Origin of the sequence: Streptomyces sp. NPDC015532, from assembly GCF_043078065.1 — a bacterium.
GTDB lineage: Bacteria > Actinomycetota > Actinomycetes > Streptomycetales > Streptomycetaceae > Streptomyces.
The window spans coordinates 608,105-634,179 of record NZ_JBIBSY010000004.1; the positions used below are offsets into that span (position 1 = coordinate 608,105).

Sequence of the window (26,075 nt, forward strand, 5' to 3'; positions counted from 1 at the left end):
ATCATCACGCCGTCCAGTAGGCGGTGCTCGGCACCGCGGTGGTGACGCCCGCCAGTTCCCCCTCGATCTGGCGGCCGATACTGCGCAGTTCCCGCCGGAGCACGGTGCGGATCGCGCGGTCGCCGAAGCCCCGGGCGACACGGTCCGCGACGACGTTGTGCAGATGGGCGTCGAGCCGGCCGAGGAACCGGTTGCTGTGGGTGAAGTTGTGCGGCCGCGGATGTCCGAGCGCGATGCCGTTGGCCGCGTCGTTGATGTCGACCTTGTACTTCGCCAGGAGCGTCCGCATCCGGGGGCCGCCGCCGCGGGAGAACCCGGAGGGGACGATGTGAGCCGCCGCGTTTCCGGCTCCCACCGTGCGGCCCTCCTTCGCCATGTTGTCGCCGAGGATCTTGGAGCACTGCTTCAGGCCCAGATAGTCGGACCACAGCAGCGGGTTGAGGACGTAGCGGCGCGGGTTGGGTCCGGCGTCCATGCCCAGAGGGTCGGGGCTGAGGTAGACGGCCGACGCCGGGTCGTACGTCCGGAAGCAGTTGTAGTGGAGCCCTGTCTCGGGGTCGTGGTACTGGCCGGGGAAGCGCAGAGGGGTGGACGCGCCGGAGCCCTGGCCGGGGCGGGAACCCGGATCCGGGTAGGACTCCAGTCCCCAGAGTGTGGTGTCGCCGCGCCAGACGATTCCGCCGGTCTCGTCGACGAGTTCGGTCGGAGTGCCGACCAGGTCCGTGACGATGGCGAAGAACCTTTCGTCGACGGCGTCCTGGGACGCACCGGTCACGGTCGTGCGCTCGATCTGGGTCAAGGGACGGGTGTCGTCGCGCTCCCAGGTGAGCGTCGTCTCCCGGGCGGCTCCCCCGGGCGGGCCGGCCACGCGGCCGGTCTGCTCGACGAGATGCGGGCCGTCCCACACGAAGCGGGTCTCCTCGGCGACCGCGACCCCGTCCGCCGCCAGCCGTTGCTTCGCCACCCGCCGGCCGAGCGCGTCGTGGAGATAACGCCAGCGCGTGCCGTCCGGGGTCGTGGCACCGACGAGCCTGTCCTCGGCGTCCCAGGAGTAGCGCCAGATATCCGGCTTGCGCGACAGCCTGGTCCGGCGCCGCAGGATCACGCGGCCGGCGGCGTCGTACTCGTAGCGGAGAGAACCGGCACGGACGAGGCGGTTGCCCGTGTAGGCACGCGCACCCCGCGCCTCGGGCTGGTCGCGGTGTCCGGGCCAGTCCGCGCTCGTCACATTGCCCGTCGCGTCGTAGGCGTACGACTCGGTCCAGTCCGCGGCCCGTACCGCGGTGACCTGGCCCAGGGCGTCCAGGTCGAAGGTGCGGCGGCCGGCGGCCCCGTCGTCGACCCCGGTCAGGTTCCCGTCCGCGCCGTACGAGTACGTCCGGCGCGCGAGCAGACGGGAGGCACGGGAGTCCTCCAGGGTCTGGGAGCCGAGGCGGTCCCCGGTGCCCCAGCCGAAACCGAGAGTGAGGCCGTGCCCGAACGCACGGGCCGTCTCGCGTCCCGCCGCGTCGTAGGACGAGGTGAGGACGTGACCCGAGGCGCTGAGCGCGGTGCGGTTCCCCGCGGCGTCGTAGGTGTACGTCGTCGTGGCACCGGCCGGTGTGGTGCGGCGGACCGGCCGGCCCACGGCGTCGTACGACGTGGCGAGTTCCCGTCCGTCCACCGCCTCTCCGACGATGCGCCCGGAGTCGTCGTAGCGGAGCGTGAGTGTGGCGTCCGGGCCCGCGGCCCGCAGCAGACGGCCGTCCCCGGTGTGTGTGAACACCGTGGTCCGGCCGTCCACGGTCTTCTCGGCCTGGTTGCCGACGGCGTCGTAGGAGAACGTGGTGCTCTGCCCCGACGGGTTGGTCCTGCCGATGAGCCGGCTCGCCGCGTCGTAGGCGTAGCCGACGGTCCGGCCGTCGAAGTCCGTCTCGGACGTCGGGTTGCCCACGGCGTCATAGGTGTAGTCCCAGGTCAGTCCCTGCGGGCCGACGACCTGGCAGAGGCGCAGCTCGCTGTCGTGGCGGAAGGCGTACCGCGTCCCGTCCGGCGTCGTGCGCGCCGTCGGCAGGTCGAAGGCGCCGTACTCGAACCGGGTGACCCGGCCCAGCGCGTCGGCGTGCGTGAGGCGGTTCCCCTCGTCGTCGTACGTCCATGTCTCGGTCGCCCCGTCCGGGCCGGTCCGGGCGGCCAGGTGACCCTCCACGGTCCATTCCTGGCGCGTCGTCTCCCCGAAGGGGTCCACGACGGCGGCGACCCGCCCGAAGGAGTCGTACGCGAATCGGGTCTCCGCCCCCAGGGGATCGACGGCGGAGACGACCTGCCCTGCCGGGTTGTTGGCGAACCGCTGGACCGCTCCCAGGGCGTCGGTCACCGAGGTGACGGCGCCGGCGCGGTCCCGGGTGAACACCGTGGTGGTCCCGTCGGTGTCCGTGAGCGAGGTGCAGTTGCCCCGCTCGTCCCACTCCTGCCGTACGACCGTGCCGTCGTAACCGGTGAGCTCGACGGTCAGCCCCAGGGTGTTGTAGCGGGCTCCGGAGACGGTCCCGTCGGGCAGACGGACTTCGGTGAGGCGCCCGAAGGCGTCCCGCTCCATACGGGTCACATGGCCCAACTGGTCGGTACGGGAGATCGGTTGATCCCGCCTGTTCCATTCACGGAGCACGGTGTGACCCAGCGGGTCGGTCTCGGCGACCAGTTGGTAGGCGTCGTTGAACTGGTAGGAGGTGGTGTGCCCGAGGGAGTTGACGGCGCGGGTCAGATGCCGCTCGTCGTCGTAGGCGAAGGTGTAGTCGAGGATCCCGTCCACACCGTTGACGGCGACGCACCGGCCCCGCTCGTCGTACGTGTACCGGTACCAGGCGCCGTTGCGGTCCTCCCAGCCCGTGAGACGGTTCCGGTCGTCGTAGGCCAGTTTCAGCGGCCGGTCCGAGGAGTTGCGGACCTCCGTGAGACGCCCCTGCGGGTCGTAGCCGTACGTCATCAGGGTCGGCCGCGCGGGGTCGCTGAGCAGGGTCAGGTTCACGACCCGCCCCGCCTCGCAGGTCACACCGACGCGGTAGCCGCCGTGGTGGGCGATCTCGGCCGGGCTGCCGTCGGCGGCGTACGCGATCGTGATCGTGTTGTCGTTCCGGTCACCGATCACGGCGAGGGGCAGTTCGTGCGCCGGCAGGCCCTTCAGCGGCCGGAAGGTCAGCGCCCGACCGGTCTCCGGCTGGTTCACCGAGAGTGTCCCGCCGGGACCTCCGTCCCAGCTCAGCGGCCAGTGCGGGCCTTCCACGGGCAGGACGGGCACGTCTCGTTCCGGCACGGGGTAGGTGAGGATCATGCCGTCGGCGGTGAAGAACCGCACGCCCGTGGCGTCGAGGACCAACCGCTGATCGAGAGTGGAGCTCCAGGCCCGCCCGAAGTACCGGCCGCCGGTCAGTCCGGTGCGATGGCCGCGCTCCAGCACCAAGGGCAGCACCCCGTCCAGCGCCACGTCGGTCTCGGACATCACCATCTGGCCGGTCGCCATGTCGATGGGATCGCCGCAGGTGAAGAGCTTCTCCATCGGCCGCCCGAGAGAGCGTGTGCCCTTGCCGAACCCCTTGATCCCCAGCGCCATGCCCTTGAGGCCGGTCTTGCCGAAGGCCTTGAGGCCCTTGAGCCCCTTGGCGAGTCCGCCCAGGGTGGTCAACCCCTTCATGCCGGGTATGCAGTCCAGCGCCGCGAAGGCCACATCCCAAAGAGACGCCTGCCCCTTCGCATACTTATTGAGCGTGTCGGCGAGGACGACCAGCGCCGCGATCAGCACGATCGCGCCGAGGATCGGCCCCCCGATGATCATCGCGATGATGCCCACCACGGCCACGACGACCTTGCACACCGTGACGATGGTGTCCCAGTTGTCGGAGAACCAGTCCCCGACCTCCTCCCACCACTTCCGATTGTGAATACCGGCGTCCGACGCCTCGTCGATCTTCGACTTCGCGTCCCGCGCCGCCTCCTCCCGCATCCTGCGGGCATCAGCCGCCATCTTCTTCGCCGCGTCCAGAGCACTGTTCGCGTCCGTCACGTCCGACCGGGCCGAGGTCTGCGCCGACCTGGCGTGCTGCGCGTCCCGCGTCGCGGCCCGCACCTTCGCCTCGTCCGGCTTCTCCGCGTCCTTGCTGCCGGTCGGATCGTCCTTGTACTTGTCCGCTTCCTTGCCGGCCCGCGTCACCCACGAATCGGCCGTCGCCAGACGGGACTTGGCGGAGGTGAGATCGGCCTGCGCCTCCCGCCCCTTCGCGAGCGCCTTGTCCGCCAGCGCCTGCGCCCGCTCCAGCCGGGGCCAGTAGTCCGCGAGCGCGTCCCCCGCCATCTCGTACGACTTCTTCAGCTTCTTCAGCTGCTTCGGCACACCCGAGAACTCGCCCTGGAACGCCTTCGCCGACTTCCCCGCCCACCGCAGGACAGCGTCCTCGTCCGCCATCCCCTTGATCAGGCGCAGGGCTTCCGACACGTCGTCCGCGAAGTCGTGCAGATTCTTCGAGAGCTGCCGCACCCGGTCCGGATCTCCCGGCGTCGGATCCTTGTCCAGGTCCAGGACATGCCAGTCCCCCGGCCGATTCCCCGCCATGCCGCAACCCCCGTCACGTCCAGTTCGGCAACACCCGTACGCACCGGCGAAGTTACTGGATGGGCGCGAGGTGAGAAAGGGAAGCCGCCGTGGGGCTGCCGGTCCTACCGGCCAACGAAGCGGAACGTCGAGGTGACGGCGTCGAAGACGTCGAAGAAGGAGTCGGCGAGGTCGAGGACCTGACTGCTGCCGGCGACCAGGGCGACTTTGCCCTCCTGACCGGGCACGGGGATGAACGTCTGCATGAGCACGGCGCGGATCGTGCGCTGGAGGCTGTCGTCGGGGACGACGATGTCCTCGATGCCGTACGTCCTCGCGGCGGGCCCTACGCCGGGTATCTCGACGGTGGTCACCTTGCGCCAGGCGTCACCCTCCTTCTTCGCCTCCCGCGCCGCGAGTTGACCCGCGATGGCCCCCGGGTCGGTGGAGAGGGCCTCGCCCGTCCGCGAGCGGCCGCCGACGATCGAGACGGTGACCGAGCCGGTGATCGGGGTGTCGCCGCCGAAGGACTCGGCCATGCAGCCGCAGTACAGGGCACCGGACTTCCAGGCATCGGCCGCGGCCCTGCGGAGGAAGCCGATGTAGGTGTCGCGATGCCTCGCCAACTCCGGGCGCCCCTCGACCCGTTCGCTCACCATCCGCCGGATCGAGTCGTCCCGTGACTCCGGCCGCACGTCGAACTCCCACCAGGACTCCGGCACCTTGATGCGGAATCCGCCGCGCTCGACGGTGAGCGTTTCGATGTAGCGGTCCATGGCGCGCCCCCCGGGTTGATGGTCCGTCCTTCTGCGCGAACCGGCCCTGTCTGTTCGACGTGTCTGTTCGACCTGTTCGGCTCGGGTCAGCCTACGAGGTGAGGCCGGCGAGGACCCCGCGCCACCCACCGTCCCAGGCCGTAGCCCCGCTCGCGGGACGGTGTGAAGGTGCCGAACGCAAATGTGGGGGCGCGGTGTGGAAGCGAGCGCGTCGCGGCACCGGCGGATGTGTCCAGGAACACGATCAGGCGCCAACGGGGCTCCGTTCGGGCCGGAACAGCCCCGTATGACCCCATCCACAGGGCGGTTTCAACCTGGCGAAACCAAGCGCCCCACGGATACCGTCATTGCCCTTGACCGACTTCGTTCAACCGATGTCCCACGGGGAGTCCACTGTGAAGCGCCGCTCTTTGCCCGTTGCTGCCGCGTTCGCCGCGACAACAGCCCTGCTGCTGACGGCTTGCGGCGGCGGGGACGACGCCCCGAAGGCGAACGACAAGATCGCAGGCGCGGACCAGGGAAGCACGGGTCCGGCTTCCCCCAGCGCGAGCGCTCCGGACGACGCCGACCGGCCGGACATCACTCTTCCGAAGGACCTCAGCGACAGGTTCGAGAACTGGAGTACCGGCGACGCCGCCAAGGACGCGGTTCTCGCGGATGCCGCACGGAGGATCGACGCGACCAACTACGCCATCGCCAAGGGCGACGCCGAACTGCCCGCTCTCGGTTACTACTACAGCGGCACCGCTCTGGGCGACGCCGGGGACTGGGTCACGTCCATCGCGAAGGACGGCTATTCGATCACCGGCGTCAACCGCTACTACAACGCCAAGATCGACCTCTTCGACTCCGCTTCGGCGGGCGTCGTGTACTGCGAGGATCAGTCCAAGGCCTTCGCGAAGGACCGGAAGTCGGGCAAGGTCATCAAAACGGCCGTGACTGCCAAGTCCTACGTCCTCTACACGACGCGACTCGAGAGGAACGAGAAGGGTGTCTGGCAGACGACGAAGCTCACGTCGCAGAGGGGACACAAGTCGTGCACCGCATAGCGACGCCTGGTCGACTCCTCGTCGTCGGGACCGTGGCGGGGACGCTCGCGATGATTCCAACCACCGCCTTCGCCGACTGGCCCCCCGGCGCGGGCACGCAGGGCCACACCCAGCAGAGCGCCCACTCCGACGCCGGAACTCTTGTCTCCCAGGTGACCTACTCCGGCTCCGTCCGCCCTAGAGGCGGCAACAGCGCCACCGTTCAGCCGGTGGGCGGCTGGACGCCGCCCGCGTGTTGGTACGAGCCGCGCTCTGTCGCCGAGTTCAAGAAGTACGTCGAGACCATGTACGAGGACACGATCAACACCCCGGGCCAGGCCAACTACGCGAAGTCGGCGGTCGGTCAGTTCCGGGACATCTACAAGGACGGCAAGTACAAGGACTACAACGGGGACAAGGCCGACGACGGGGCCTGGTGGGTCGCCGTCCAGAATCCCGACCGTCTCGACGACCCCGCGAGCATGGAATGCGGTGAACTGCCCTTCTGGGTGGCGAACGACGACGACCCCGGTGTCCCCCAGGCCGTCACGCCAAGGATTCTCGCCGAAGCCGCCTACAACGCCATCCAGCTCCCCGACACCAAGGTCACCCTCGCCCCCCGGGACATCACGAAGGTCAACCTGCCCACCTGGGCCTGGCTCGACAAGGCGACCTTCAAGGACGTGTCCGTCACCGCGTCGCTCGACGTCGCCGGTTTCGACATCTCGGCGACCACCACGGCGAAGCCCGTCTCCCTCAAGCTGGAACCCGGCACGAGCGACGCCGAGACCTACCCGGCCTCCGGAGAATGCCGGCTGAACGACGACCACTCGATCGGCGAGCCCTACGCCAAGGGCAAGGCCGGCGAGACACCGCCGTGCGGCATCAAGTACCTGCGCTCATCGGGCGACGGCACCTACGAACTCCGAGCCACCATCACCTGGGCGGTCACCTGGACCGGCACCGGAGGCGCAGGCGGCGACCTGCCCGACGGCACCTTCGGAACGACCCAGGACATCACCGTCCAGGAGATCCAGTCCGTCAACCGATGACATCACCCTGGTCAGGGAGCCTGTTCCCGCTGCGGGACGGGGCGCTCGGGAGCGTCGGGGAAGAACTTCCGGGACGTCGCGTACCTTCCGTAATACGGGTACAGGAGCGGAATGTCGGCGCCCCCGTGGCGGGCGATCGCGGCGATCTTGCGATAGAGGCGGGCCCTGGCCCGTACGTTCCTGTCGGTCGGGTCGAGCAGGCTCCGGCGCCGCACCAGATAGGTCCCCACCAGCGACGCGCAGACGATCAGCGCGTCGACGACGATGAACGCGATCTGGAACGGGCGGGACCTGCCGGACGCGACCAGGTCCCAGAAGGGCCATGCCCCGAGTCCGAAGACGAAGAGCGGAATCGCGGCGAGGCAGCCGAGAACACCGGCCTTCTCCGTGTCCTGGCGCCGCTGGAACAGCATCCAGTGGACGGCCCGGTCATCGAGAAAGTCGAAGCGCACCTCTCGCCCGAACCGCTCGGCCGCCGCTTTGGCGGCGGGGACGGCGGCGACGACCTCCGAGGGGACCATGTCGTGCGCGGTCCCCTGGTCGTCGACGAATCGTCCGGGCTTGAGGGCGTGATAGTCACCCACGTGAATCTCTCCCTGTCCGGCAGGCGCCGGTGCGGCGTGGAACGAGGTCGGGGAAGGGCTTGGACGCGGCGTCGGCGAGGGAGCCGTGGACCGGCCGGAAGGCCGGGGTTCGCGTCCGACGCGGGAGTGGGCCGCGTGTCGCCGGGGATCACATGACCCAGCGCAGGGACCCCGCGATCGAGGTGCACAGCCGTTCCATGGGACCGGTGACCCCGGTGACAGGTACGACAAAGCCGAGCACCAGATAGCCCGCCGTTCCCGGCATGTGGACGTACAGGTCCAGGGTGGTCCGCGTGCGGATCCGGACCGCTTCACCGGCCGGAAGGACGACAATCGAAACCTCGGCACCCCGTCCGCTCCGGTGCTCCCTCTCCTCGAACGAGGCCAGGAGGTCCCTGGGCGTCGGAGCGCCCGGCCTGGGCATCAGCGACACGACGAGCGATACGGGCATGACGCTGCCGTCGCGCAGCTCCGGCCGCAGGAAGAACTCCAGCGCACCGTTCGCGACGGCGGACTCGGCAGTGTTGCGAAGGCCGGCCCACGCCTCCTGCTTGACCTCCGCCGGGGCGTTCTTGCCGGACGCCTGGAGGTCCACGAACGTCTTCAGCTGCTTGCGCCACCGGTCCTGGACCAGGTCGATCCTGAACCATTCGCGGGGAACGAGCAGTCGGTAGTCCTTGGGACGCGCCGACACGTCCGGCCCGGTCGTCATCCCGGCATCACGACGGGCTCGCCCTCGGCGTCGAACAGACGCACGCTCTTGACGACTCCGGCGAACATGGACGAGAACACGTCCCATCCCTCGGGGGTGGGGGTACCCATCTCCATCACCACGGCGGTCCCGTTCGTCAGCGGCACCTGGACCTGGATGAAGGACGTCCGGACCGCCTCGTCCTTGCCCGACCCCGTGAGACTGCCGTCCAGGCTGCCCTTGCGGTCCCCGATACAGCAGACGGCAGGGCCACACGGCAGTTCGATCTCGCTGACCTGCCCGATGCCGAGGTGCCGCATCGAAGAGCCCATGAATCCGACCGGGTTGGATCCTGCCCGGGTGTCGAGGTCGATCATGCTCACCGTCACCGTGGCCGTACACCGGGTGCCCTCCACCTCGGTGAGGACGAACCCCGCGTACTGAACTCCGGCTTCCATGATGGAGTCGTAGTGGGCGGCACACATGACAGCCCACTGGAGCTGTACGTCGAAGTCGGCTTCCGGCATCACATCGCGTGCGAGTTGCATCAGTTGCTCTGCGGTCTCGTCCAGATCCTCCGCGTCCAGCGGGATCTCGAAGAAGCCGTCCGGCATGATCCAGCGGACGTCTATGCCGTTCTCACCGGCCGGGCCCCGAAGTTCGCCCTCGACTGATATCGCCGTCATGACTGTTCTTCTCCGTCGGGAACACTCGCTTCATCCACGCCCGGTCGGTACGTGGCAGCGAAGGGGTACGGACCGTAGTGCGGGTAGTGAGCGGGGACGTCCGCTCCCCCGTCGCGGGCAGCGTGTGCCACAGCGCGGTACCTGTGAGCCCGGGCCCGCAGATTCTGCCGGGCCGGGTCGCCCCAATGAACCACCGCGGCTCGAATCCACAGACCCAGCAGAATCAGAACGACGACTCCGGTCGCGGCGAGATAGACGAGCTGAGCTCTGTCCGACTCCCAGTACTGGGCCGCGCCACCCCAGTACACCGCGGCGCCGAAGCCGACGAGCGCGAGCGGAACCCCGGTCCTGAAACCGGCGCTGAACATCTCCTGCTCGTCCTGGTGCCGAAGCCTCAGCATCCGGAGCACCGCCCGGTCGTCCAGGAAGTCGAAGCCGACCTCACGGCCCGCCTCTTCGGCCAGCCTCCGAGCCCCGGGAACCCCGGCGATCACCTCGCCGGGTACCAGCCGAGCAGGCTCCCCGCCCCTGCGGCCGATGAACTCCCACTCTCCGAGTTCGCTTGTGTCACTCACCAACGCCCTGCTCCTCTCATGCTGTTCGTCCGGTCATGCCGTGTTCCCCGTTCCTGCTGTGTTCGCCCCGGATGCGGGCTAGGCGGCCAGCGCGGCGTGGAAGGGCTTCGGCGAGGCACCGGGAGAAGGCCTCGGCGTGGGCGCCGGAGTCGGTGAGGGCTGCTGAGCGGGCGGCTGGTACCCGGTGGTCCCGCCGTTCTCCCCGCTGAACATCCGGTGAAGGGCGCTCGCGAGGCCCGTCCCCTTGATGGCGGCCGTGATCTCCTTGCCGCCTATGGGCACGAACTTTTCCGGAAGGCCTGAGACGCCCAGCTTCTGGCCCAGCTTCAGCCCGCCGGCCAACGTCTTGTTGGTCAAGGTCACGCTCAAGCCGTTGAGGAAGTTGTGGCCGATCCCGTCCACGGCGGCGAGGCCCCTGAAGGATCCGAAGGTGCCGAGCTTTCCGAACGCCCTCAGTTTCGCCATGCCCTTGAGGCCGACCAGGGCCCGGAAGCCCTTGAGGGACCCCAGCCCGGGAAGGATGCCCAGAGCGTCCGTGCCCAGCTTCAGCCAGTCGACCTTGCCGCCGCGCACGGACATGTCGTACGCGTGACCGGCCAGTGCCGCGGCGCTGGAGAGAACCGCGAGGGTGGCGAAGATGGGCACCAGGAACTGGAGCGGCGGGACGAACGCGCAGACGACCGCCAGCACCGAGAGAATGGCCGAAAGATTGGAGAACGTATCCGCCCAGTCGGCGAGCCAGTTCATGAATCCGCCGGGATCCCGAACGGCGTCGTGGTGCACGACGTCCCTGATGTGGCGGGCCGCACGATCTCCGGCGTCGTCAAAAATGTCCCTGGCGTCCGACACGTCCTTCCGTGCCTGGCCGATCCTGTGCAGCGCCTCGTTCTGTTTCTTCTTCCAGCGCTCGTACTCAGGCCTGTCCGCCTCGGGGATCTCGGTGACGAGGTACTTGTCCGTGAACTTCTTCACCTCCCGCTCCGCCATGTCGTGATCGTCCTTGGCCTCCCGGTAGTCCGCCAGCGCCTTGTCGGCTTTCCGCTGTGCGCGGTGCAGTTCTCCGGCGAACTCCTTCGACTCTCCGTCCGCGACCGTCTCGCCGAGCGCGTTCGCCGCCTCGTCGTACCGTTCGAACGCCTTCTGCAGTCGGTCACCCGCGCCGTCCGCCACTTCGTTGAAGGCGCGCCCCGCGTCGCTGTCCCACCCCTCCACGGACGACAACGCCTTGATGACCCGGGCCTGTTCATCGATCATCTCGGCCGTCTTGCGCAACTTGCTTCCAAGTGCCGCCACTTCATGCGGGTCTCCGGGCGTCGGATCCTCGTCCCACAGGGGCGGCCAGTCGCTCGATCGCCTGCTCACTACTTGCCCTTCCCCTTGGCCCCCGATATGGCATTGGCCAACTCGTGGTCTATCTCCTCATATTTCTGAGCCGCGACCGATGTCGCTTCGGCAAGCTTCTTTATTTCCTTCATGAGATGCTTGCGCGTCTTCTTCCATGTGCCGCCGAAATCGTCGAAGGCATCTTTCAATCCACCATGGCCGAGTGCGTCGTTGTAACCGTCCGCCGGATTTCCGTGCTGTTCGAACTCACGGTGAATCTTTCCCAGCGAACGAGAACACTCCTTGATCAGGTCCAGGTCGTAAGCGGTTCTGTCACCCATCGATTAATTCCCCATCGTGAACATGAGACACTGCTGCGATACTTCGCCCGCCAGCAGCGAGGAAGGTGAGACGAGTTGTCCAGGAGCAGCGACCGCACAGCACGCAACCGCCTCGGCGTCGTTCCGGACGCCGGTGCGTGGTGCGCGATAGGCCGGGTCCCTCAACCTCCGGCGGACGTTCACCAGGCGGCCGGCGCGGGCCCACTGCGACCCGCGTTCCTCCGGCCGCTCGGCATCCTCGGCGCCGTACTCGTAGCACCGCTGATGCCCATCGCCATGCTGTTCAGCCTCCTCGCCTCCGGTGAGCAGGCCCTCAAGCGCCTCTTGTCGACGAAGGAGGAGCGCGACCGTGGCCGAGCGGACGACCTCGCGACCGACAGTCGGGACAAGGCCATCGTCGAGCAGGGCCTCGACGACACCTTCGACGGCGACTGGGACAAGGCCGCGGGACAGTTCCTGCTGCGCTGGTACGGCCATTCCTCCCACCACCAACGTTTCGTCATGCTGGCCGAGGGCCGCATCGTGCTGGCCGCCCCGCCGAAGCGGGTGTCCGTCCGCAGGGAGGACCGCATGCGCGTCGTCGCCGAGATTCCCGCGGGAACGGCGGTCGTCGAGGACCCTCTGCCCGAGTACGACAACCGAAAGCTGCGCATCCGCTTCACCGACGGCTCCTGGCTGATGCTCACCACGGAGGAGCAGCGCAGCGAACTCCACATGTATCTGATGCGGCGGACACGGGCCGAGGGGCCCCACACCTCCGACGTCTGACATGACGGTGCGATGGGACACGGCATGTGCCCCATCGCACGCAGTGCGGCACGTGGCTCGCGGGCGCTTCTAGCCCTTGACACCCTTGGCCAGCTGGTCGTCCAGGTCCTCGTACGCCTTCGCCGCGTCGTCCAGGAACTTGGCCATGCCCTTGAGGCCCTCAAGGGTTTCCTTCATGCCCTTGGTGAACTCCTTGAAGGAGTCGTCGAAGGCCTGGGAGCCCTTGGACGTGGTGTAACCGTCCGCGACGAGGCCGTCGATGTAGCTGTCGAGGCCGTGGAGCTTGTCCTCCATCTTCTCCTTCTCGTGGCCCAGTCGCTTGGCAGCGCCCCGCATCTTCTCGTAAGTGATGTCCGCGTCTTTGCCGCCGGCCATGTGGCGTCCTCCATGCTTCAACTCGCCGCAGGGCCAACCCCCGTGGCTCCTGATGCGGATGGTGCGATCGCCCGCATCGAGCAAGCAGCTTACTTACGGCGCTTGCAGGAGCACACCCCGGTTGTGTCACGAGCCCGCACCAAGGACCGTTCCCGTCCCGGGCCTTCGTGGTTCCCTCACACGGGCCGTTGCCTGCGGGAAGCGGTGAGCGGCTATCGTCGAGAGCACCTGTGGCCCGCGTTCCGGAAGCGGCCCTCGGTGTCTGGGGGAGGACGAGCGTGCGGCTGACTCTGACCGTCGTCGACCCGCTCGGCGGCGCCACCGCCGACGTGGTTCTCGACGCGGATCCCGAGTCCTCGGTGGGGGACATCGCCAAAGAGCTCGCAGCGCACGTCGGTTACGACGGCGGTGCGCAGATCATCCCCCTCGGACATCACCAGGGGGCCGCGGGCGGCGGCGCGCCGGTCGCGTACGTCGACGGGTATCCCGTCGATCCCGCCGCGACCATCGCCACCTCGCCGCTGCGCGAGGGCGCCGTCGTGAGCCTGCACGACCCCGCCGGATGTCTGCCCGGCGAACCGACCGGACTGGTCGAACTGCGGGTGGCGGGCGGTCCGTCGGCCGGCGCCGTGCACCGGCTCGGGATCGGCCGGTACGACATCGGCGCCGGGGCGGCCTCACCCATCAGGATCGACGATCCCGAACTTCCGCAAAGGGCGCTGACGTTGTCAGTTGCAACGGACGGAACCTGCGGTGTCGTCGCGCACGGGGAGAAGGAGGGCGTCACCCTCGACGGAACGGCTCTCACCGAGCGCGAGGGCGACGACTGGCCGCTCGGCGGGCAGGTCGCGGTCGGCAACACCCTTCTCCAGCTGGACCGTTACACACAGCCCGACGCCGCGCTCAAGTGGTCGGACGACGGCGCCGCGCTCGACTACAACCGGCCGCCCCGGCTGCGTCCGCCGGAGCGCGAGACCAAGTTCCGGCTGCCGAGCCCGGTACGGGACTACGAGGCCCGTCCGCTGCCCTGGCTGATGGCACTGACGCCGCTGGTCAGCGCCGTCGTCATGGTGATGGTCTTCGGGCGCTGGTACTACATGATCATGGCGCTGCTGAGCCCGCTGATCATGCTCGGCAACTACCTCATGGACAAGAAGCAGGGCCGCAAGTCCCATGCCAAGCAGGTGAAGGAGTACAACGAGCACAAGGCGCGGATCGAGAAGGACGCCCAGGAGGCCCTGCTCGCCGAGCGCCTCGACCGGCGCCGGGCGATCCCCGATCCGGCGACCGTGCTGTCGCTGGGCACCGGACCGCGCACCCGGCTGTGGGAGCGGCGGCGCACCGACGCGGACCATCTGCTGCTGCGCGTCGGCACCGGACGGCTGCCGTCCGAGGTCGTGCTCGACGACCCCGAGCAGGACGACCACAAGCGCCAGGTCACCTGGAGCATCGAGGACGCGCCGGTCGCCCTGCCGCTCGCCGAGCGCGGGGTCGTCGGCATCGCCGGACCCGGCGACTCGGCCCAGGCGCTGGGCCGTTGGGCCGTCGCGCAGACCGCGGCCCTGCACAGCCCGCTGGACGTCCAGTTCTACGTCCTGACGGAGAACAGCGGCCAGGACGACTGGGACTGGGTGCGCTGGCTCCCGCACAGCAGGCCCGCCGGCGCCCAGGACGCCAACGTCCTCATCGGCACGGACGCCGAGACCGTCGGCGCCCGCATCGGCGAGCTCACCCAGCTCCTCGACGCCCGCCAGAAGGCCGCCAGGCAGAACGGCAACAAGGCCTCGTTCAGCGATCCCGACATCGTCGTCGTCTGGGACGGATCCCGGCGGCTGCGGTCCATGCCCGGTGTGGTGCGGCTGCTGCGCGAGGGCCCGGCCATGGCCATGTACGCGATCTGTCTGGACGCCGAGGAGCGGTTCCTGCCCGGCGAGTGCCAGGCCATCGTCATCGCGGAGCCGAAGCCCGAGGAGCACACGAGCGAGCGGCGGCCCGCCGGGGTCGCGCCGGCCGCCCCCGGCGGCTTCCCCTCCTTCCACGCCTGGCACGCCACCGAGACCGACGACTCCGCCACCGGGACGTCCAAGGCGCTCGAACTGCGGCTGCGGGTGCAGCAGACGGGCGTCGCACGGGTACAGGACGTACGGCCCGACTTCGTGTCGGCCCCCTGGTGCTCCCGGCTCGCCCGGGCCCTGTCCGCGCTGCGCGACATCAGCGGCGAGACCGAGGACTCGGCCCTCCCCGGCGCCAGCCGGCTGCTCGACGTGCTTCAGCTGGAGCCGCCGACCGGGGACGCGATCGGCGCGCGCTGGCGGCTGGGCGGGCAGTCGACGACGGCGGTCATCGGGGAGTCGTACGACGGTCCGTTCGGCATCGACATGCGACGCGACGGCCCGCACGGTCTGATCGCCGGTACGACGGGTTCCGGAAAGTCGGAGCTGCTCCAGACCATCGTGGCGTCGCTGGCCGTGGCCAACACCCCCGAGAACATGACCTTCGTCCTCGTCGACTACAAGGGCGGCTCGGCGTTCAAGGACTGCGTCAAACTCCCGCACACGGTGGGCATGGTGACCGACCTCGACGCCCATCTCGTGGAGCGCGCGCTGGAATCGCTCGGCGCCGAGCTCAAGCGGCGCGAGCACATCCTCGCCGCCGCCGACGCCAAGGACATCGAGGACTACCAGGATCTCGTACGCCGTGATCCCTCGCACGCGCCCGTGCCACGGCTCCTCATCGTCATCGACGAGTTCGCCTCCATGGTGCGTGACCTGCCCGACTTCGTGACGGGACTGGTCAACATCGCCCAGCGGGGCCGTTCGCTCGGCATCCACCTGCTGCTCGCCACCCAGCGGCCGAGCGGTGTCGTCTCCCCCGAGATCCGGGCCAACACCAACCTCCGGATAGCGCTGCGCGTGACCGACGGCGGCGAGTCGAGCGATGTCATCGACTCCCCCGAGGCCGGGCAGATCTCCAAGAGCACTCCGGGCCGCGCCTACGTCCGTCTCGGGCACGCCTCGCTCGTACCGTTCCAGTCGGGGCGCGTCGGCGGCCGCCGGCCCGGTGCCGCCGACCCGGCGGCGCTCGCGCCCTGGGCGGGGCCGCTCGGCTGGACGGACCTCGGGCGGGCCGCGCTGGTCAAGCCCAAGGCCGAACAGCGCGAGGAGGAGGAGATCACCGACCTCAAGGTGCTGGTCGACGCCGTGCGCGAGGCCAACCAGGCCCTCGGTATCCCGCCCCAGCACAGCCCCTGGCTGCCCGCCCTCTCCGAGACGCTGCTGCTCGACGAGATCACCGTGCCCGCGTTCGCGGGCGGTCCCGGCAAGCTGCCGCCCGCCCCGTACGGCGTCGAGGACCTGCCCGCCGACCAGGCCCGCCGCCCGGTCGTCGTGGACTTCGCCTCCTTCGGGCACCTGCTCATCGGCGGCGCGCCCCGCAGCGGACGTTCGCAGATCCTGCGGACGATCGCGGGTTCGCTGGCCCGCACCCACTCGGCGGCCGACGTCCACCTGTACGGGATCGACTGCGGCAACGGCGCGCTCAACGCGCTGACCCGGCTGCCGCACTGCGGCGCCGTCGTCGGCCGCAACCAGACCGAGCGTGTCGTCCGCCTCATCGCCCGGCTGAAGGGTGAACTGACCCGCAGGCAGGATCTGTTGGCCGACAAGGGCTTCGCCGACATCGGCGAGCAGCGGGCCGCGGAGCCGGAAGGCGCGCGGCTCCCGCACATCGTGGTGCTGCTCGACCGGTGGGAGGGCTGGCTGCCGACGCTCGGCGAGTACGACCACGGCGATCTGACCGACCAGCTCACCGCGATGATGCGCGAGGGCGCGAGCGTCGGGCTGCACCTGGTGATGACGGGCGACCGTCAGATCCTGTCCACCCGGATCGGCTCGCTCACCGAGGACAAGTACGCCCTGCGCCTCGCCGACCGCTCCGACTTCTCGCTGATCGGCGTCAACGCGCGCAAGATCCCCGAGGAGATCCCGCCCGGCCGCGGCTACCGCAACGAGCACGGCACCGAGACGCAGTTCGCCCTGCTCACGGAGGACTCCACCGGTCAGGGCCAGGCCGCGGCGCTCACGGCGATCGGCGAGGCGGCCACGGTCCGCGACGCCGGACTGCCGCGCGAGCGCCGCCCGTTCCGGGTCGACGTGCTGCCCACCCGGATCGGTTTCGCGGACGCGTGGGAGATGCGCGACCCGGACGCCTCCCGCTCCAGGCTGTGGAGCCTGGTGGGCATCGGCGGCGACGACGTCATGGGCTTCGGACCGGACCTCTCCCGGGGTGTTCCGACCTTCGTCGTCGCGGGCCCGGCCAAGTCCGGCCGCAGTACGACGCTGATGAACATGGCACGGTCCTATCTGGCCCAGGGGGTACGCCTGGTCATCGCGGCGCCCCGCCCGTCGCCGCTGCGCGAACTGGACGGCCAGGAAGGCGTGTTGAAGGTCTTCGACGAGGACGACATCGAGAGCGACGATCTGCGCGAGGCCATCGACTCGGCCACGCCCGAGGAGCCGGTCGTGGTCCTGGTCGACGACGGCGAGGTCCTGGAGGACTGCGACGCCGAGACCGTCTTCAAGCGGATCGTGCAGCGCGGCGCCGAACGCGGTCTCGGACTGGTCATCGCGGGTGACGAGGAGGATGTGTGCAGCGGGTTCTCCGGCTGGCAGGTCGAGATGAAGAAGGGCCGCCGCGGCATCCTGCTGTCTCCGCAGGACTCCTCGGCGGGCGAGCTGATCGGCATCCGTACGAACCGCAGCATGGTCGGCGGACCGGTCGCCCCCGGCAAGGGCCTGCTGCACCTCGGCGACGGAGAGCCGATGACGGTGACGACACCGATGTGACCCGACGGGCCGGCAAGGAAGAGGACCGAAAGGAACAGAGGGAACAGAAGGAAGAGGGGGCGGTCCGGTGAGCGGATCGGCGAAGCCGAAGCGGCGCAGGGCCGCGGGGGCGGCGCTGCGCTACGAGCATGTGCGGCAGCGGCCGTCCGCGTGGGCGCAGGCGAGGGAGAAGGCGTCCCGGGGGGAGGCGTTCGGTGGCTGTCTGATCCTGCTGGCCGCCATGGCGGCGTTCGCCGGGTTCGCGCTCATGGTCATGACCTGGGGATCCGAACTCTGGGGCGGCACGGCCCCCGCCTGGCCGGGCGACGGCTACGGCTTCGCGGCCACCGTCGGGGCGGTACTGCCCCTCGGACTGGCCGCGGTGATCGTGACACTCGACAGGATGAAGTGGAAGACGAGCCCACTGCGCTCGCTCGGCTGGGTGCTCGCCTCTCTGCCCGGAGTCGCCGCCTGCTTCCTGTGGGCCGTGGTCGTGTTCGCCGCCTTCCGCCCCAAGCACCGGCGCGACTGGGACTCCGCGTGCTACAGCCGGGGCAACCCCTGCTGGGTCCACGCCGAGTACCCGTATGTCTGGGCCGTCGGCCTGCTCGCGACCGTGCTCGTCGCCGCCGCGCTGATCACCGTGCTCATCAGGATCGCGAACGCCCGCGAGAAGACCCCGTCCGCCTGAGCCCCGCCCCTCCCGGCCCCGGCCCCGCTCCGAGCCCGCCCCCCGGCCCGGCCCCGGACCCCCGGTTGACTGCCGCACGAGACACCCCCGCCGCCCCCTGTGACGCGGATCACGGGAACCCGGGGTGCGCGGATCGACAGTTAAGGAGGGTGAGCACTGACATGCGTACCCGGATACGTGCCGGGGATCCGAGCGCGTTCGCCGAGCTGTACGACAGCTACGCCCGCGCCGTCTACAACCACGCCTTCCGCCTCACCGCCGACTGGTCCGCGGCGGAGGACGTGATGGCCGAGACCTTCATGGAGGCGTGGCGGCTGCGTGACCGGGTCGGCGCCGAGGGCGGCAGCCTGCGGCCGTGGCTGCTGGGCGTGGCGATCAACATCGCCCGTGGCCACCATCGCAGCAACCGGCGCTACCGGGCGGCGGCGAGCGCCGCCGCGGAGGCCGAGACGGCGCTGCCCGACCATGCCGACGAGGTGGCGGGCCGGCTCGACGACCGACGGCGTATCGCCGCCGCCCTGCGCGCGCTCGCCGCACTGCGCAGACCCGAGCGCGAGGTCCTGACGCTGTGCCTCTGGGAGGGGCTGGAGTACGCGGCCGCGGCCGAGGCTCTCGGCATCGCGGTCGGAACGGTGCGCTCGCGTCTTTCCCGGGCGCGCGCCAAGCTGCGCAGACTCACCGAGGCCGAACTCGGCGGCGGCCCCACCGACCGGGCGGCGACGGCCCCGTACACGGGCCACCGCGCCGAAGAACGCGCGGGAAAACCCGTACGGGGAAATCGGGAACTCGGCCGGCCGGATCGACAGACAAGAGGAGAACACATCCACTCGATCCGGCCCGTATCGGAAGGAAATCGATGAAAGCGACCCAGTCCCGGCAGAGTCCGGCCGAGTGGGAGGAGAGCACGCCTCTCCTCCCGCAGACTGCGCGCGATCTCCCGGCGGGCCGTCACCAGTTCCACAAGGAGCGCTTGATGGCCCACATCCAGCAGGACACCCAGCGGGACACGAGCACCACGAAGGCCGCCCCCGCCCTGCCGAAGCCCCGGGGATTCCGCCTGCTGCGCCCGGCGTTCGCGCTGCCCGCGATGGCGCTGACCGCCGCGGTCGTCGCCGGGACGCTGCTGATCGACAGCGGCGTGCACAACGATGGTCTCGCCACCGGACCCGCGGCGATCGTCCCCGTCGGCGCCACGACCACCAAGGGTCTGCCGCAACTGATCGACCAGGTCTCCCTGGCGGCGGCCGAGGAGACCCACCCCACGGTCGGGCCCGGCCAGTACGTCTACATCGCGTCCCAGGATTCCGGCACCTTCGTGAAGACGGACGGCGACGAGAGCAGCCTCGTCAGCTACGCGCTGCACCGGCGCCAGATCTGGCGGTCCGCCGACGGCACCAAGGGCTGGCTGATCGACGCGGCCGTCAACGACAGCTCCGAGGGCGAGACGCTGAGCCTGCCCGACGAGCGGGGCAACACCCCCGAGGCCGGCCTGAACCACCCGTCGTACGACTTCCAGACCCGGCTGACCACCGACCCCGACGAGCTGCTGAAGCTGATCTACAAGGAGGCCGCGGGGCACGGCAACACCCCCGACCAGGAGGCGTTCACCACGATCGGTGACCTGCTCGGCGAGAGCTACCCGCCCGCGAAGCTCTACTCGGCCCTGTTCAAGGCCGCCGCGAAGATCCCGGGCGTGGTCGTGGTGAACGACGCCAAGGACGCGCTCGGCCGCTCGGGCGTCGCGGTGGCGCGGCTGGACGAGACCAGCGGCGAACGCGAGGAGTGGATCTTCGACAAGAAGACCCATGTCTTCCTCGGCGAGCGGACCGTGCAGGTCACGCCGGTCACCCAGGACGGGGTCGTCATCAAGCCCGGCACCGTCCGCGGGATCAGCGCCATCACCGAGCGCGCGATCGTCGACGGCATGAGGCAGACGCCTGGGCAGAAGGACTGAGGTCCCGCCGCCACGGGCTGAGGCTCACCGGTGTCCACCGGCCCCGCGGCCGCCCACCGCTGTCCACCGGCCCCGAGGCCGCCGTCCCAGGACGGCGGCCTCGGGGCTGTGCGGGCCTCACTGGGCGGTGCGGGACATCAGCCGACCTTCGTCATCCGGGCCACCGGGTCCCCCGCCTCGGCGTTGTCCGTCTCGTAGGTGAGGACGCTGCCGGAGGGCGTCAGCCGGACCTCGTGACGGCCCTTGGTGCAGACGTCCCGGTTGGACTCCGAGGCCACACTCGTGGCGACGAGCCGCTTCTTCGTGACCGTCTTGAGGACGAGGACGTCGTCGCAGATGCCGCCGATCTGGTCGGTCTGCCGGAAGGTGCCCAACTCCTCGCCCACGGCCGCCTGGTGGACGGTGACACGGAAGGTGCCCATGGGGAGGGTGCCGCTGAGACCGAGACCGTCGCCCTCCCAGGTGCCGAGGTAGGAGGCCGGGACGGTGGACTGCCGGCTTCCGGGATCGGACGCGCTCTTCGTCGGGTCCGGTGCGGGGGCGCTCGCCGTGGAGCCCGGCCGGGTGGCGCTCGCCGACGGATCGGTGGCGGGGTCGCTCCGGGTCGCCGTGGCCGACGGACGCCCGCCCGCCACGCTCCCCGCGTCGTCCTTGCCGCTGCCCGGCAGCAGGTCGAAGAGGAACGCCGATCCCACGGTCACCGCCGCCAGCGCTCCCGCGACGGCGAGGGCGACCGTGCAGCTCATCCTGCGGCCCTGCCCGCCGGCCCCCGGCGCGGAGGTCGCCGCCACGCTGACCGAGAGCTTGCCGGGCCGGTCGGACGTCCCCCGGTCCGAACCCGCCTCGCGGTGCACGGCGTCCTGGGGACCGGTGGCCCGGCCCCCGCCCTGCCCCGGTACGTACGCGGGCATCGCGGGCGGCGGCCCGAAGCCCGGCGGGGGCGGCCCGAAGCCACCACCCGGCCCCGGCCTCCCGGCCGCCGCCCCGGAGTTCACCTCACCGGACGCCACCGCACCGGACGCCGGCCCTCCGGCCCCGGCCCCGCTCCCGGCGCCCCGGCCGTCCTGCACCGACGGACTGCTGAAGCCCACCGGCCCGGACGGCGTCGCCTGCACGGCCCCCGCCGCCTCAAGGTTCAGCAGCTGTACGGCACTTCGGCTCACCCGCTCGACCAGGGCGCCCGGCAGCCAGCCCGCCGACACCAGCCGGGCGGCGCCCTGCGGTGCGAGCCGGACGGCCACCTCTCCCGGAGTGGGCCGCGCCGCGGGCTGCTTGGCCAGGCAGGCCGCCACCAGCTCGCGCAACTCGCCTTCCAGCAGGTCGAGTCGCGGTTCCTCGTGCACCACCTTGTAGAGCAGGGAGGCGGAGGAGTCGCCGGGGAAGGGCGGCTCGCCGGTGGCGGCGTACGCCAGGACCGCGCCGAGCGAGAAGACGTCCGCGGCTCCGGTGACGCCCTTGCCGAGGATCTGCTCGGGGGACATGTAACCGGGCGAGCCGACCGAGACCCCCGTCGAGGTCAGCGAGGCGGTGCCGTCCGTGGCGCGTGCGATGCCGAAGTCGATGAGGAGCGGACCGTCGAGGGTGAGCAGCACGTTGGAGGGTTTGACGTCGCGGTGGACCAGGCCCAGCGCGTGGACCGCGGTGAGCGCCTCGGCCAGACCGGCGCCGAGGACGCGCGCGGAGTGCACCGGGAGCGGTCCGCCGTCCACGACGGCGGATGTCAGTGAGGGTCCGGCCGCGTAGCCGATGGCGACCCAGGGGACCGGCGCCTCCGGGTCCGCGTCCAGGACGGGCGCGGTCCACGCGCCGCCCACCCGCCGCGCCGCCTCCACCTCGCGGCGGAAGCGGGCGCGGAACTCCTCGTCGAGCGCGAAGTGCGGATGCACGATCTTGACCGCGACCGTACGTCCGCCCGCGCTGCGTCCCAGATAGACGCGCCCCATGCCGCCGGACCCCAGCCGGCCGAGCAGCCGGTAGGGCCCCACGACCGTGGGTTCGTCGGCTCCGAGCGGCTGCATGGCACTCACGGTTCCCCCTCCCCCGTACACACTGCCCAGCAGCGTAGTGCCGTGCGCGCCCGGGGCGTCAGGGCTGAAGGAGCGTTACGGCTGAAGGAGCCGTACGTTCACGTCCGCCGGGAAACCGGTGGTCGAGCCGACCCGGCGCGCGAACTCCCGTACGGCCTCCAGCTGCGGGCCGCCGAAGCGGAAGTCGAGCGTCGTGAAGTACTGCTCCAGGACGGACTCGTCGAACGCCTCCCACCGGGCCGCCTGCTCGGCGACCTTGGAGACCTCGTCGAGGGAGAGGTCACGGGAGGCGAGGAAGGCCTGGTGCACCTTGCGGGTGACGAGCGGTTCGCGCTCCAGGTAGTCGCGCCGGGCCGCCCACACGGCGAAGACGAACGGCAGGCCCGTCCATTCCTTCCACAGCGCGCCGAGGTCGTGCACCTGGAGCCCGAACTTCGGTCCGTCGAGCAGGTTGGCGCGCAGCGCCGCGTCGCCGATGAGGACGGCGGCGTCGGCCTCCTGCATCATCAGGCTCAGATCGGGCGGGCACGTGTAGTACGAGGGCCGCACGCCGACCTTCTCGGCCAGCAGGAGCTGGGCGAGCCGCACGGAGGTGCGCGAGGTCGAGCCGAGGGCGACGCGGGCACCGTCGAGCTGGTCGAGGGGAACCTGCGAGACGATCACACAGGACATCACGGGGCCGTCGCAGCCGACCGCGATGTCCGGAAAGGCGACAAGGTCGTCGGCGTGCTTGAGGAACTCGACGAGCGTGATGGGCCCGATGTCGAGATCCCCCCGCACCAACTGCTCGCTGAGCTTCTCGGGGGTGTCCTTGGTGAGCTCGAAGTCGAGGAGCGTGCCCGTTCTCGCGAGCCCCCAGTACAGGGGCAGGCAGTTCAGGAACTGGATGTGGCCGACGCGCGGCCGGGTGCGAGAATTGTCCACATCGCGAGGCTAGACCCCATGCGATACCTGGCAGGCCTCAGGGTCGGCGTGTACGGGTGGAAACCGTCCCGGCCCCTCGTGTCAACCGTCGTGACACCTCGAAGTCAACGCACGTCAGGCCCCTGGCCGACACGAGACACCCGTCCGGATGACGTGATCTTTGCCTCTATTGCTTTCGGCTGCCTGCGTGCTAGGCTCGCCGCAAGTTGCAGTTTGGTTTCCCTTGCAGTACAGAGCCTGCGGAGCATGTGACCGCGGGCTCTCGTCGTTTTCAGACGTATGCAGTTGTTTACACAATCGCAGGTTCTGGAGCAGGGCAACCCTTTGGGCCCAAGGAGGGCTTATGGCTACCGGAACCGTGAAGTGGTTCAACGCCGAAAAGGGCTTTGGTTTCATTGCCCAGGAAGGCGGCGGCCCGGACGTCTTCGTCCACTACTCCGCGATCAACGCGAGCGGATTCCGCTCTCTCGAAGAGAACCAGTCGGTTTCCTTCGACGTCACGCAGGGTCCGAAGGGCCCGCAGGCGGAGAACGTCACCCCGCTCTAAGCCTTCGGCTCCATGAGCCCAATGCTTTGATCCGGAACGGATAGCAGTACCCAAGGAGCCCCGCGCCAGCCGGTCGCGGGGCTCCTGCCTTTTTTCGCCTTTGCCGCCCGCCACCCGCAGGTGGTGAACCCGGCCGGGCGCGGCGCCCCGGCCACCCCGGCCCGGGGACTACGTCGCGTACAGGGCCTCTATCTCCTTGCCGAAGTCCTTCTCGATCGCCGTGCGCCGCAGCTTCATGGAGGGCGTGAGGTGGCCGGCCTCCTCGGTGAAGTCGACGGGCAGGACGATGAAGCGGCGGATGGACTCGGGGCGCGAGACGAGCCGGTTGGCCTCGTCGACGGCGCGCTGCAGGATGGCCAGCAACTGCGGGTCGTCCATGACCAGCTCCGGGGGAACCGGGTGCTTGCCGTTCATCCGGCGCCAGTGGGCGATGCCCTCGGGGTCGAGGGTGATGAGGGCGGAGACGAACGGGCGGCGGTCCCCCAGAACGATGCACTGGGCGATCAGCGGATGGGAGCGCAGCCAGTCCTGGAGGGGCGCCGGGGCGACGTTCTTGCCGCCCGCGGTGATCAGGATCTCCTTCTTGCGGCCGGTGATGGCGAGGTAGCCGCCGTCGTCCAGTTCCCCGATGTCGCCGGTGGCGAACCAGCCGTCCGGGGCGGCGTCGACGACACCGCCCGCGTGCGGGTCCCAGTAGCCGCGGAAGACCTGTGCGCCGCACAGCAGCACCTCCCCGTCGGCGGCGATCCGCACGCGGGTGCCCGGCAGCGGCCGGCCCACCGTGCCGAGGCGCGGTTTCTGCGGAGGCGTGACGGTCGCGGCGGCCGTCGTCTCCGTGAGGCCGTAGCCCTCGAAGATCTCGATCCCGGCCCCCGCGTAGAAGGCGGCGAGCCGGCGGCCGAGCGGGGAACCGCCGCAGATGGCGTGCCGGACCCTGCCGCCGAGGGCGTTGCGGATACGCCGGTAGACCAGGGGGTCGTAGAGGGCGCGGGCCGCGCGCAGTGACCGGCTCGGGCCGGGACCGGTGCCGTGCTGCCTCGCCTCGACGGCCTCGCCGTACTTCTGGGCGATCCGGGCCGCCCGGTCGAAGGAGGAACCGCGGCCCATCCGTTCGGCCGTGGCGCGGCCGGTGTTGAACACCTTCTCCAGGACGTACGGGATGGCGAGCAGGAAGGTCGGCTTGAACGAGGCCAGGTCGGCGAGGAGTTCGTCGGTCTGGAGGCTCGGCGCGTGGCCGAGTTTGACCCGCGCGCGCAGACAGGCCACGGCCACCATGCGGCCGAAGACGTGCGAGAGGGGGAGGAAGAGCAGGGTGGAGGCGGGGTCCTGGGTGCGGGCCTTGAAGATCGGGTAGAGCAGTTCGACGGCGTTGTCGACCTCGGCGAAGAAGTTGCCGTGGGTCAGGACGCAGCCCTTGGGGCGGCCGGTGGTGCCCGAGGTGTAGATGAGGGTGGCGAGCGTGTCCGGGCCCAGTACCCCGCGCCGTACGGTCACTTCCTGGTCCGGGACCTCGCGGCCCAGCTCCGCGAGGCGCTCCACGTGGCCCTTCTCGAAGACCCACATGTGCTGCAGGTCGGGGATGTGTTCCCGCTCGGGGCCGAGCGCGGCGGCCTGCGCCACGGACTCCACGGCGAGCGCGACGGCCCCCGAGTCCTGGAGGATCCAGCGGGTCTGGAAGACCGAGGAGGTCGGGTACACCGGCACCGTGACCAGGCCCGCGGCCCAGGCGGCGAAGTCGAGGAGCGTCCATTCGTACGTCGTCCGGGCCATGATGGCGATCCGGTCGCCCGGCACCAGCCCCTCCGCGATCAGCCCCTTGGCCACCGCGAGGACCTCGTCCGCGAACTCGGCGGCGCTCACGTCCGTCCAGCCCTCGCCGTCCGGGGTCTTCCGGCTGAGGACCGGCTCCAGCGGAGCGGCGGCCGCGTTGTCGAACGGGATGTCCGCGAGGGAGCCGTGCGTCACCTGTCCCACGATCGGCGGCACCGCGACCTCGCGCACGACACCGTCCAGCCGCCTGATCTCGGGCTCCGGAAGGGGCGGGACGGAGTCGGAGAAGTACGGGCTGGACACGGGGCGGCTCCTTGTCGGCCGGAGGCCGGGGCGGGTGCAAAGCGTGTTCGGGCTCGGAGGTGCGCGCGGGGCGCGAATCCTCGTACGGCCCTGGGGAGTGGGGGGTTCAGGGGTCTCGGCAACCCGGTGAGACGGGGATCCTACGGCGCCGGAGTGTGGAGTTTGTGACGCTTTGCCGCAGGCGAGGTGCGGGTTACCCGGGGTAGCTGTGCCCGTTCGGACCCTGCGGCCGGCGGCGCCGGACACCCCGGCGGTCTTGCCGCCGGAACACCC

At 70.2% G+C, this 26,075-nt stretch carries 20 protein-coding genes; 8 read left to right on the plus strand and 12 right to left on the minus strand.

From position 1 onward, the window contains the following. Window positions 1-4 precede the first annotated feature (4 nt). Together ACF07B_RS17195 and ACF07B_RS17200 are read right to left on the minus strand one after the other, a co-directional pair. Entirely contained in the window at window positions 5-4,585 is a 4,581-nt protein-coding gene (locus tag ACF07B_RS17195; protein WP_392179491.1) for a DUF6531 domain-containing protein, read from the minus strand. Between the two features lie 104 nt (window positions 4,586-4,689). After that, window positions 4,690-5,340, minus strand: coding sequence for a hypothetical protein (locus tag ACF07B_RS17200; protein ID WP_392179492.1), 651 nt, complete (start codon window positions 5,338-5,340; stop codon window positions 4,690-4,692). Between the two features lie 353 nt (window positions 5,341-5,693). Between ACF07B_RS17200 and ACF07B_RS17205 the strand changes: the two genes are divergently transcribed. Together ACF07B_RS17205 and ACF07B_RS17210 are read left to right on the plus strand one after the other, a co-directional pair. Continuing rightward, window positions 5,694-6,389 carry a hypothetical protein gene (locus tag ACF07B_RS17205; protein WP_392179493.1) on the plus strand — a complete coding sequence of 232 codons (696 nt, stop codon included), beginning with the start codon at window positions 5,694-5,696 and terminating at the stop codon, window positions 6,387-6,389. Window positions 6,390-6,439: 50 nt separating this feature from the next. Continuing rightward, the gene (locus ACF07B_RS17210; protein ID WP_392179494.1) at window positions 6,440-7,420 is read left to right on the plus strand and encodes a hypothetical protein; all 981 of its coding nucleotides are present in this window, start codon (window positions 6,440-6,442) and stop codon (window positions 7,418-7,420) included. An 11-nt stretch (window positions 7,421-7,431) separates the two neighbouring features. On the opposite strand, the gene ACF07B_RS17215 is transcribed toward ACF07B_RS17210, so the two are convergent. The 6 genes from ACF07B_RS17215 to ACF07B_RS17240 form a co-directional block, all read right to left on the minus strand. Continuing rightward, on the minus strand, window positions 7,432-8,004 hold the full coding sequence (locus tag ACF07B_RS17215; protein WP_392179495.1) for a hypothetical protein: 573 nt from the start codon (window positions 8,002-8,004) through the stop codon (window positions 7,432-7,434). Between the two features lie 148 nt (window positions 8,005-8,152). Next, complete coding sequence (locus ACF07B_RS17220; protein WP_369480616.1) at window positions 8,153-8,716, minus strand: hypothetical protein; 564 nt, start codon at window positions 8,714-8,716, stop codon at window positions 8,153-8,155. After that, window positions 8,713-9,381 carry a hypothetical protein gene (locus ACF07B_RS17225; protein WP_392179496.1) on the minus strand — a complete coding sequence of 223 codons (669 nt, stop codon included), beginning with the start codon at window positions 9,379-9,381 and terminating at the stop codon, window positions 8,713-8,715. Before ACF07B_RS17225 ends, ACF07B_RS17220 begins: the two co-directional genes overlap by 4 nt. Next, on the minus strand, window positions 9,378-9,956 hold the full coding sequence (locus ACF07B_RS17230) for a hypothetical protein (protein WP_392179497.1): 579 nt from the start codon (window positions 9,954-9,956) through the stop codon (window positions 9,378-9,380). The genes ACF07B_RS17225 and ACF07B_RS17230 overlap by 4 nt, the downstream gene beginning before the upstream one ends. Before the next feature lie 78 nt (window positions 9,957-10,034). Further along, complete coding sequence (locus tag ACF07B_RS17235; RefSeq protein WP_369480619.1) at window positions 10,035-11,318, minus strand: putative T7SS-secreted protein; 1,284 nt, start codon at window positions 11,316-11,318, stop codon at window positions 10,035-10,037. Beyond that, window positions 11,318-11,620 carry a hypothetical protein gene (locus ACF07B_RS17240; protein ID WP_369480620.1) on the minus strand — a complete coding sequence of 101 codons (303 nt, stop codon included), beginning with the start codon at window positions 11,618-11,620 and terminating at the stop codon, window positions 11,318-11,320. The genes ACF07B_RS17235 and ACF07B_RS17240 overlap by 1 nt, the downstream gene beginning before the upstream one ends. 75 nt (window positions 11,621-11,695) lie before the next feature. Here ACF07B_RS17240 and ACF07B_RS17245 point away from each other — a divergent pair, with 75 nt between their 5' ends. Further along, window positions 11,696-12,388, plus strand: coding sequence for a hypothetical protein (locus ACF07B_RS17245; protein ID WP_392179498.1), 693 nt, complete (start codon window positions 11,696-11,698; stop codon window positions 12,386-12,388). Between the two features lie 69 nt (window positions 12,389-12,457). Here ACF07B_RS17245 and ACF07B_RS17250 read toward each other — a convergent pair whose 3' ends face one another. After that, window positions 12,458-12,763, minus strand: a complete 306-nt coding sequence (locus ACF07B_RS17250) for a WXG100 family type VII secretion target (protein ID WP_365878159.1) — start codon at window positions 12,761-12,763, stop codon at window positions 12,458-12,460. Window positions 12,764-13,041: 278 nt separating this feature from the next. On the opposite strand from ACF07B_RS17250, the gene ACF07B_RS17255 reads away from it, so the two are divergent. From ACF07B_RS17255 to ACF07B_RS17270, 4 genes are all read left to right on the plus strand, one after another. Next, window positions 13,042-17,607, plus strand: a complete 4,566-nt coding sequence (locus ACF07B_RS17255) for an FtsK/SpoIIIE domain-containing protein (protein ID WP_392179499.1) — start codon at window positions 13,042-13,044, stop codon at window positions 17,605-17,607. Between the two features lie 67 nt (window positions 17,608-17,674). Beyond that, window positions 17,675-18,277: a hypothetical protein gene (locus ACF07B_RS17260; protein ID WP_392179500.1), complete on the plus strand. Its 603-nt coding sequence runs from the start codon at window positions 17,675-17,677 to the stop codon at window positions 18,275-18,277. Window positions 18,278-18,438: 161 nt separating this feature from the next. Continuing rightward, window positions 18,439-19,137, plus strand: a complete 699-nt coding sequence (locus ACF07B_RS17265; protein ID WP_392179501.1) for an RNA polymerase sigma factor — start codon at window positions 18,439-18,441, stop codon at window positions 19,135-19,137. Then, the gene (locus ACF07B_RS17270) at window positions 19,134-20,231 is read left to right on the plus strand and encodes a CU044_5270 family protein (protein WP_392179502.1); all 1,098 of its coding nucleotides are present in this window, start codon (window positions 19,134-19,136) and stop codon (window positions 20,229-20,231) included. Before ACF07B_RS17265 ends, ACF07B_RS17270 begins: the two co-directional genes overlap by 4 nt. 137 nt (window positions 20,232-20,368) lie before the next feature. Here the strand turns inward: ACF07B_RS17270 and ACF07B_RS17275 are convergent, their stop codons facing one another. Together ACF07B_RS17275 and ACF07B_RS17280 are read right to left on the minus strand one after the other, a co-directional pair. Then, window positions 20,369-22,249, minus strand: coding sequence for a serine/threonine-protein kinase (locus ACF07B_RS17275; protein WP_392179545.1), 1,881 nt, complete (start codon window positions 22,247-22,249; stop codon window positions 20,369-20,371). Window positions 22,250-22,333: 84 nt separating this feature from the next. Next, window positions 22,334-23,182: a menaquinone biosynthesis protein gene (locus ACF07B_RS17280; protein WP_362405613.1), complete on the minus strand. Its 849-nt coding sequence runs from the start codon at window positions 23,180-23,182 to the stop codon at window positions 22,334-22,336. Between the two features lie 343 nt (window positions 23,183-23,525). Here ACF07B_RS17280 and ACF07B_RS17285 point away from each other — a divergent pair, with 343 nt between their 5' ends. Continuing rightward, window positions 23,526-23,729, plus strand: coding sequence for a cold-shock protein (locus ACF07B_RS17285; RefSeq protein WP_010986243.1), 204 nt, complete (start codon window positions 23,526-23,528; stop codon window positions 23,727-23,729). Window positions 23,730-23,897: 168 nt separating this feature from the next. Here the strand turns inward: ACF07B_RS17285 and ACF07B_RS17290 are convergent, their stop codons facing one another. Next, the gene (locus ACF07B_RS17290) at window positions 23,898-25,802 is read right to left on the minus strand and encodes an AMP-dependent synthetase/ligase (protein WP_392179503.1); all 1,905 of its coding nucleotides are present in this window, start codon (window positions 25,800-25,802) and stop codon (window positions 23,898-23,900) included. Between the last annotated feature and the right edge of the window lie 273 nt (window positions 25,803-26,075).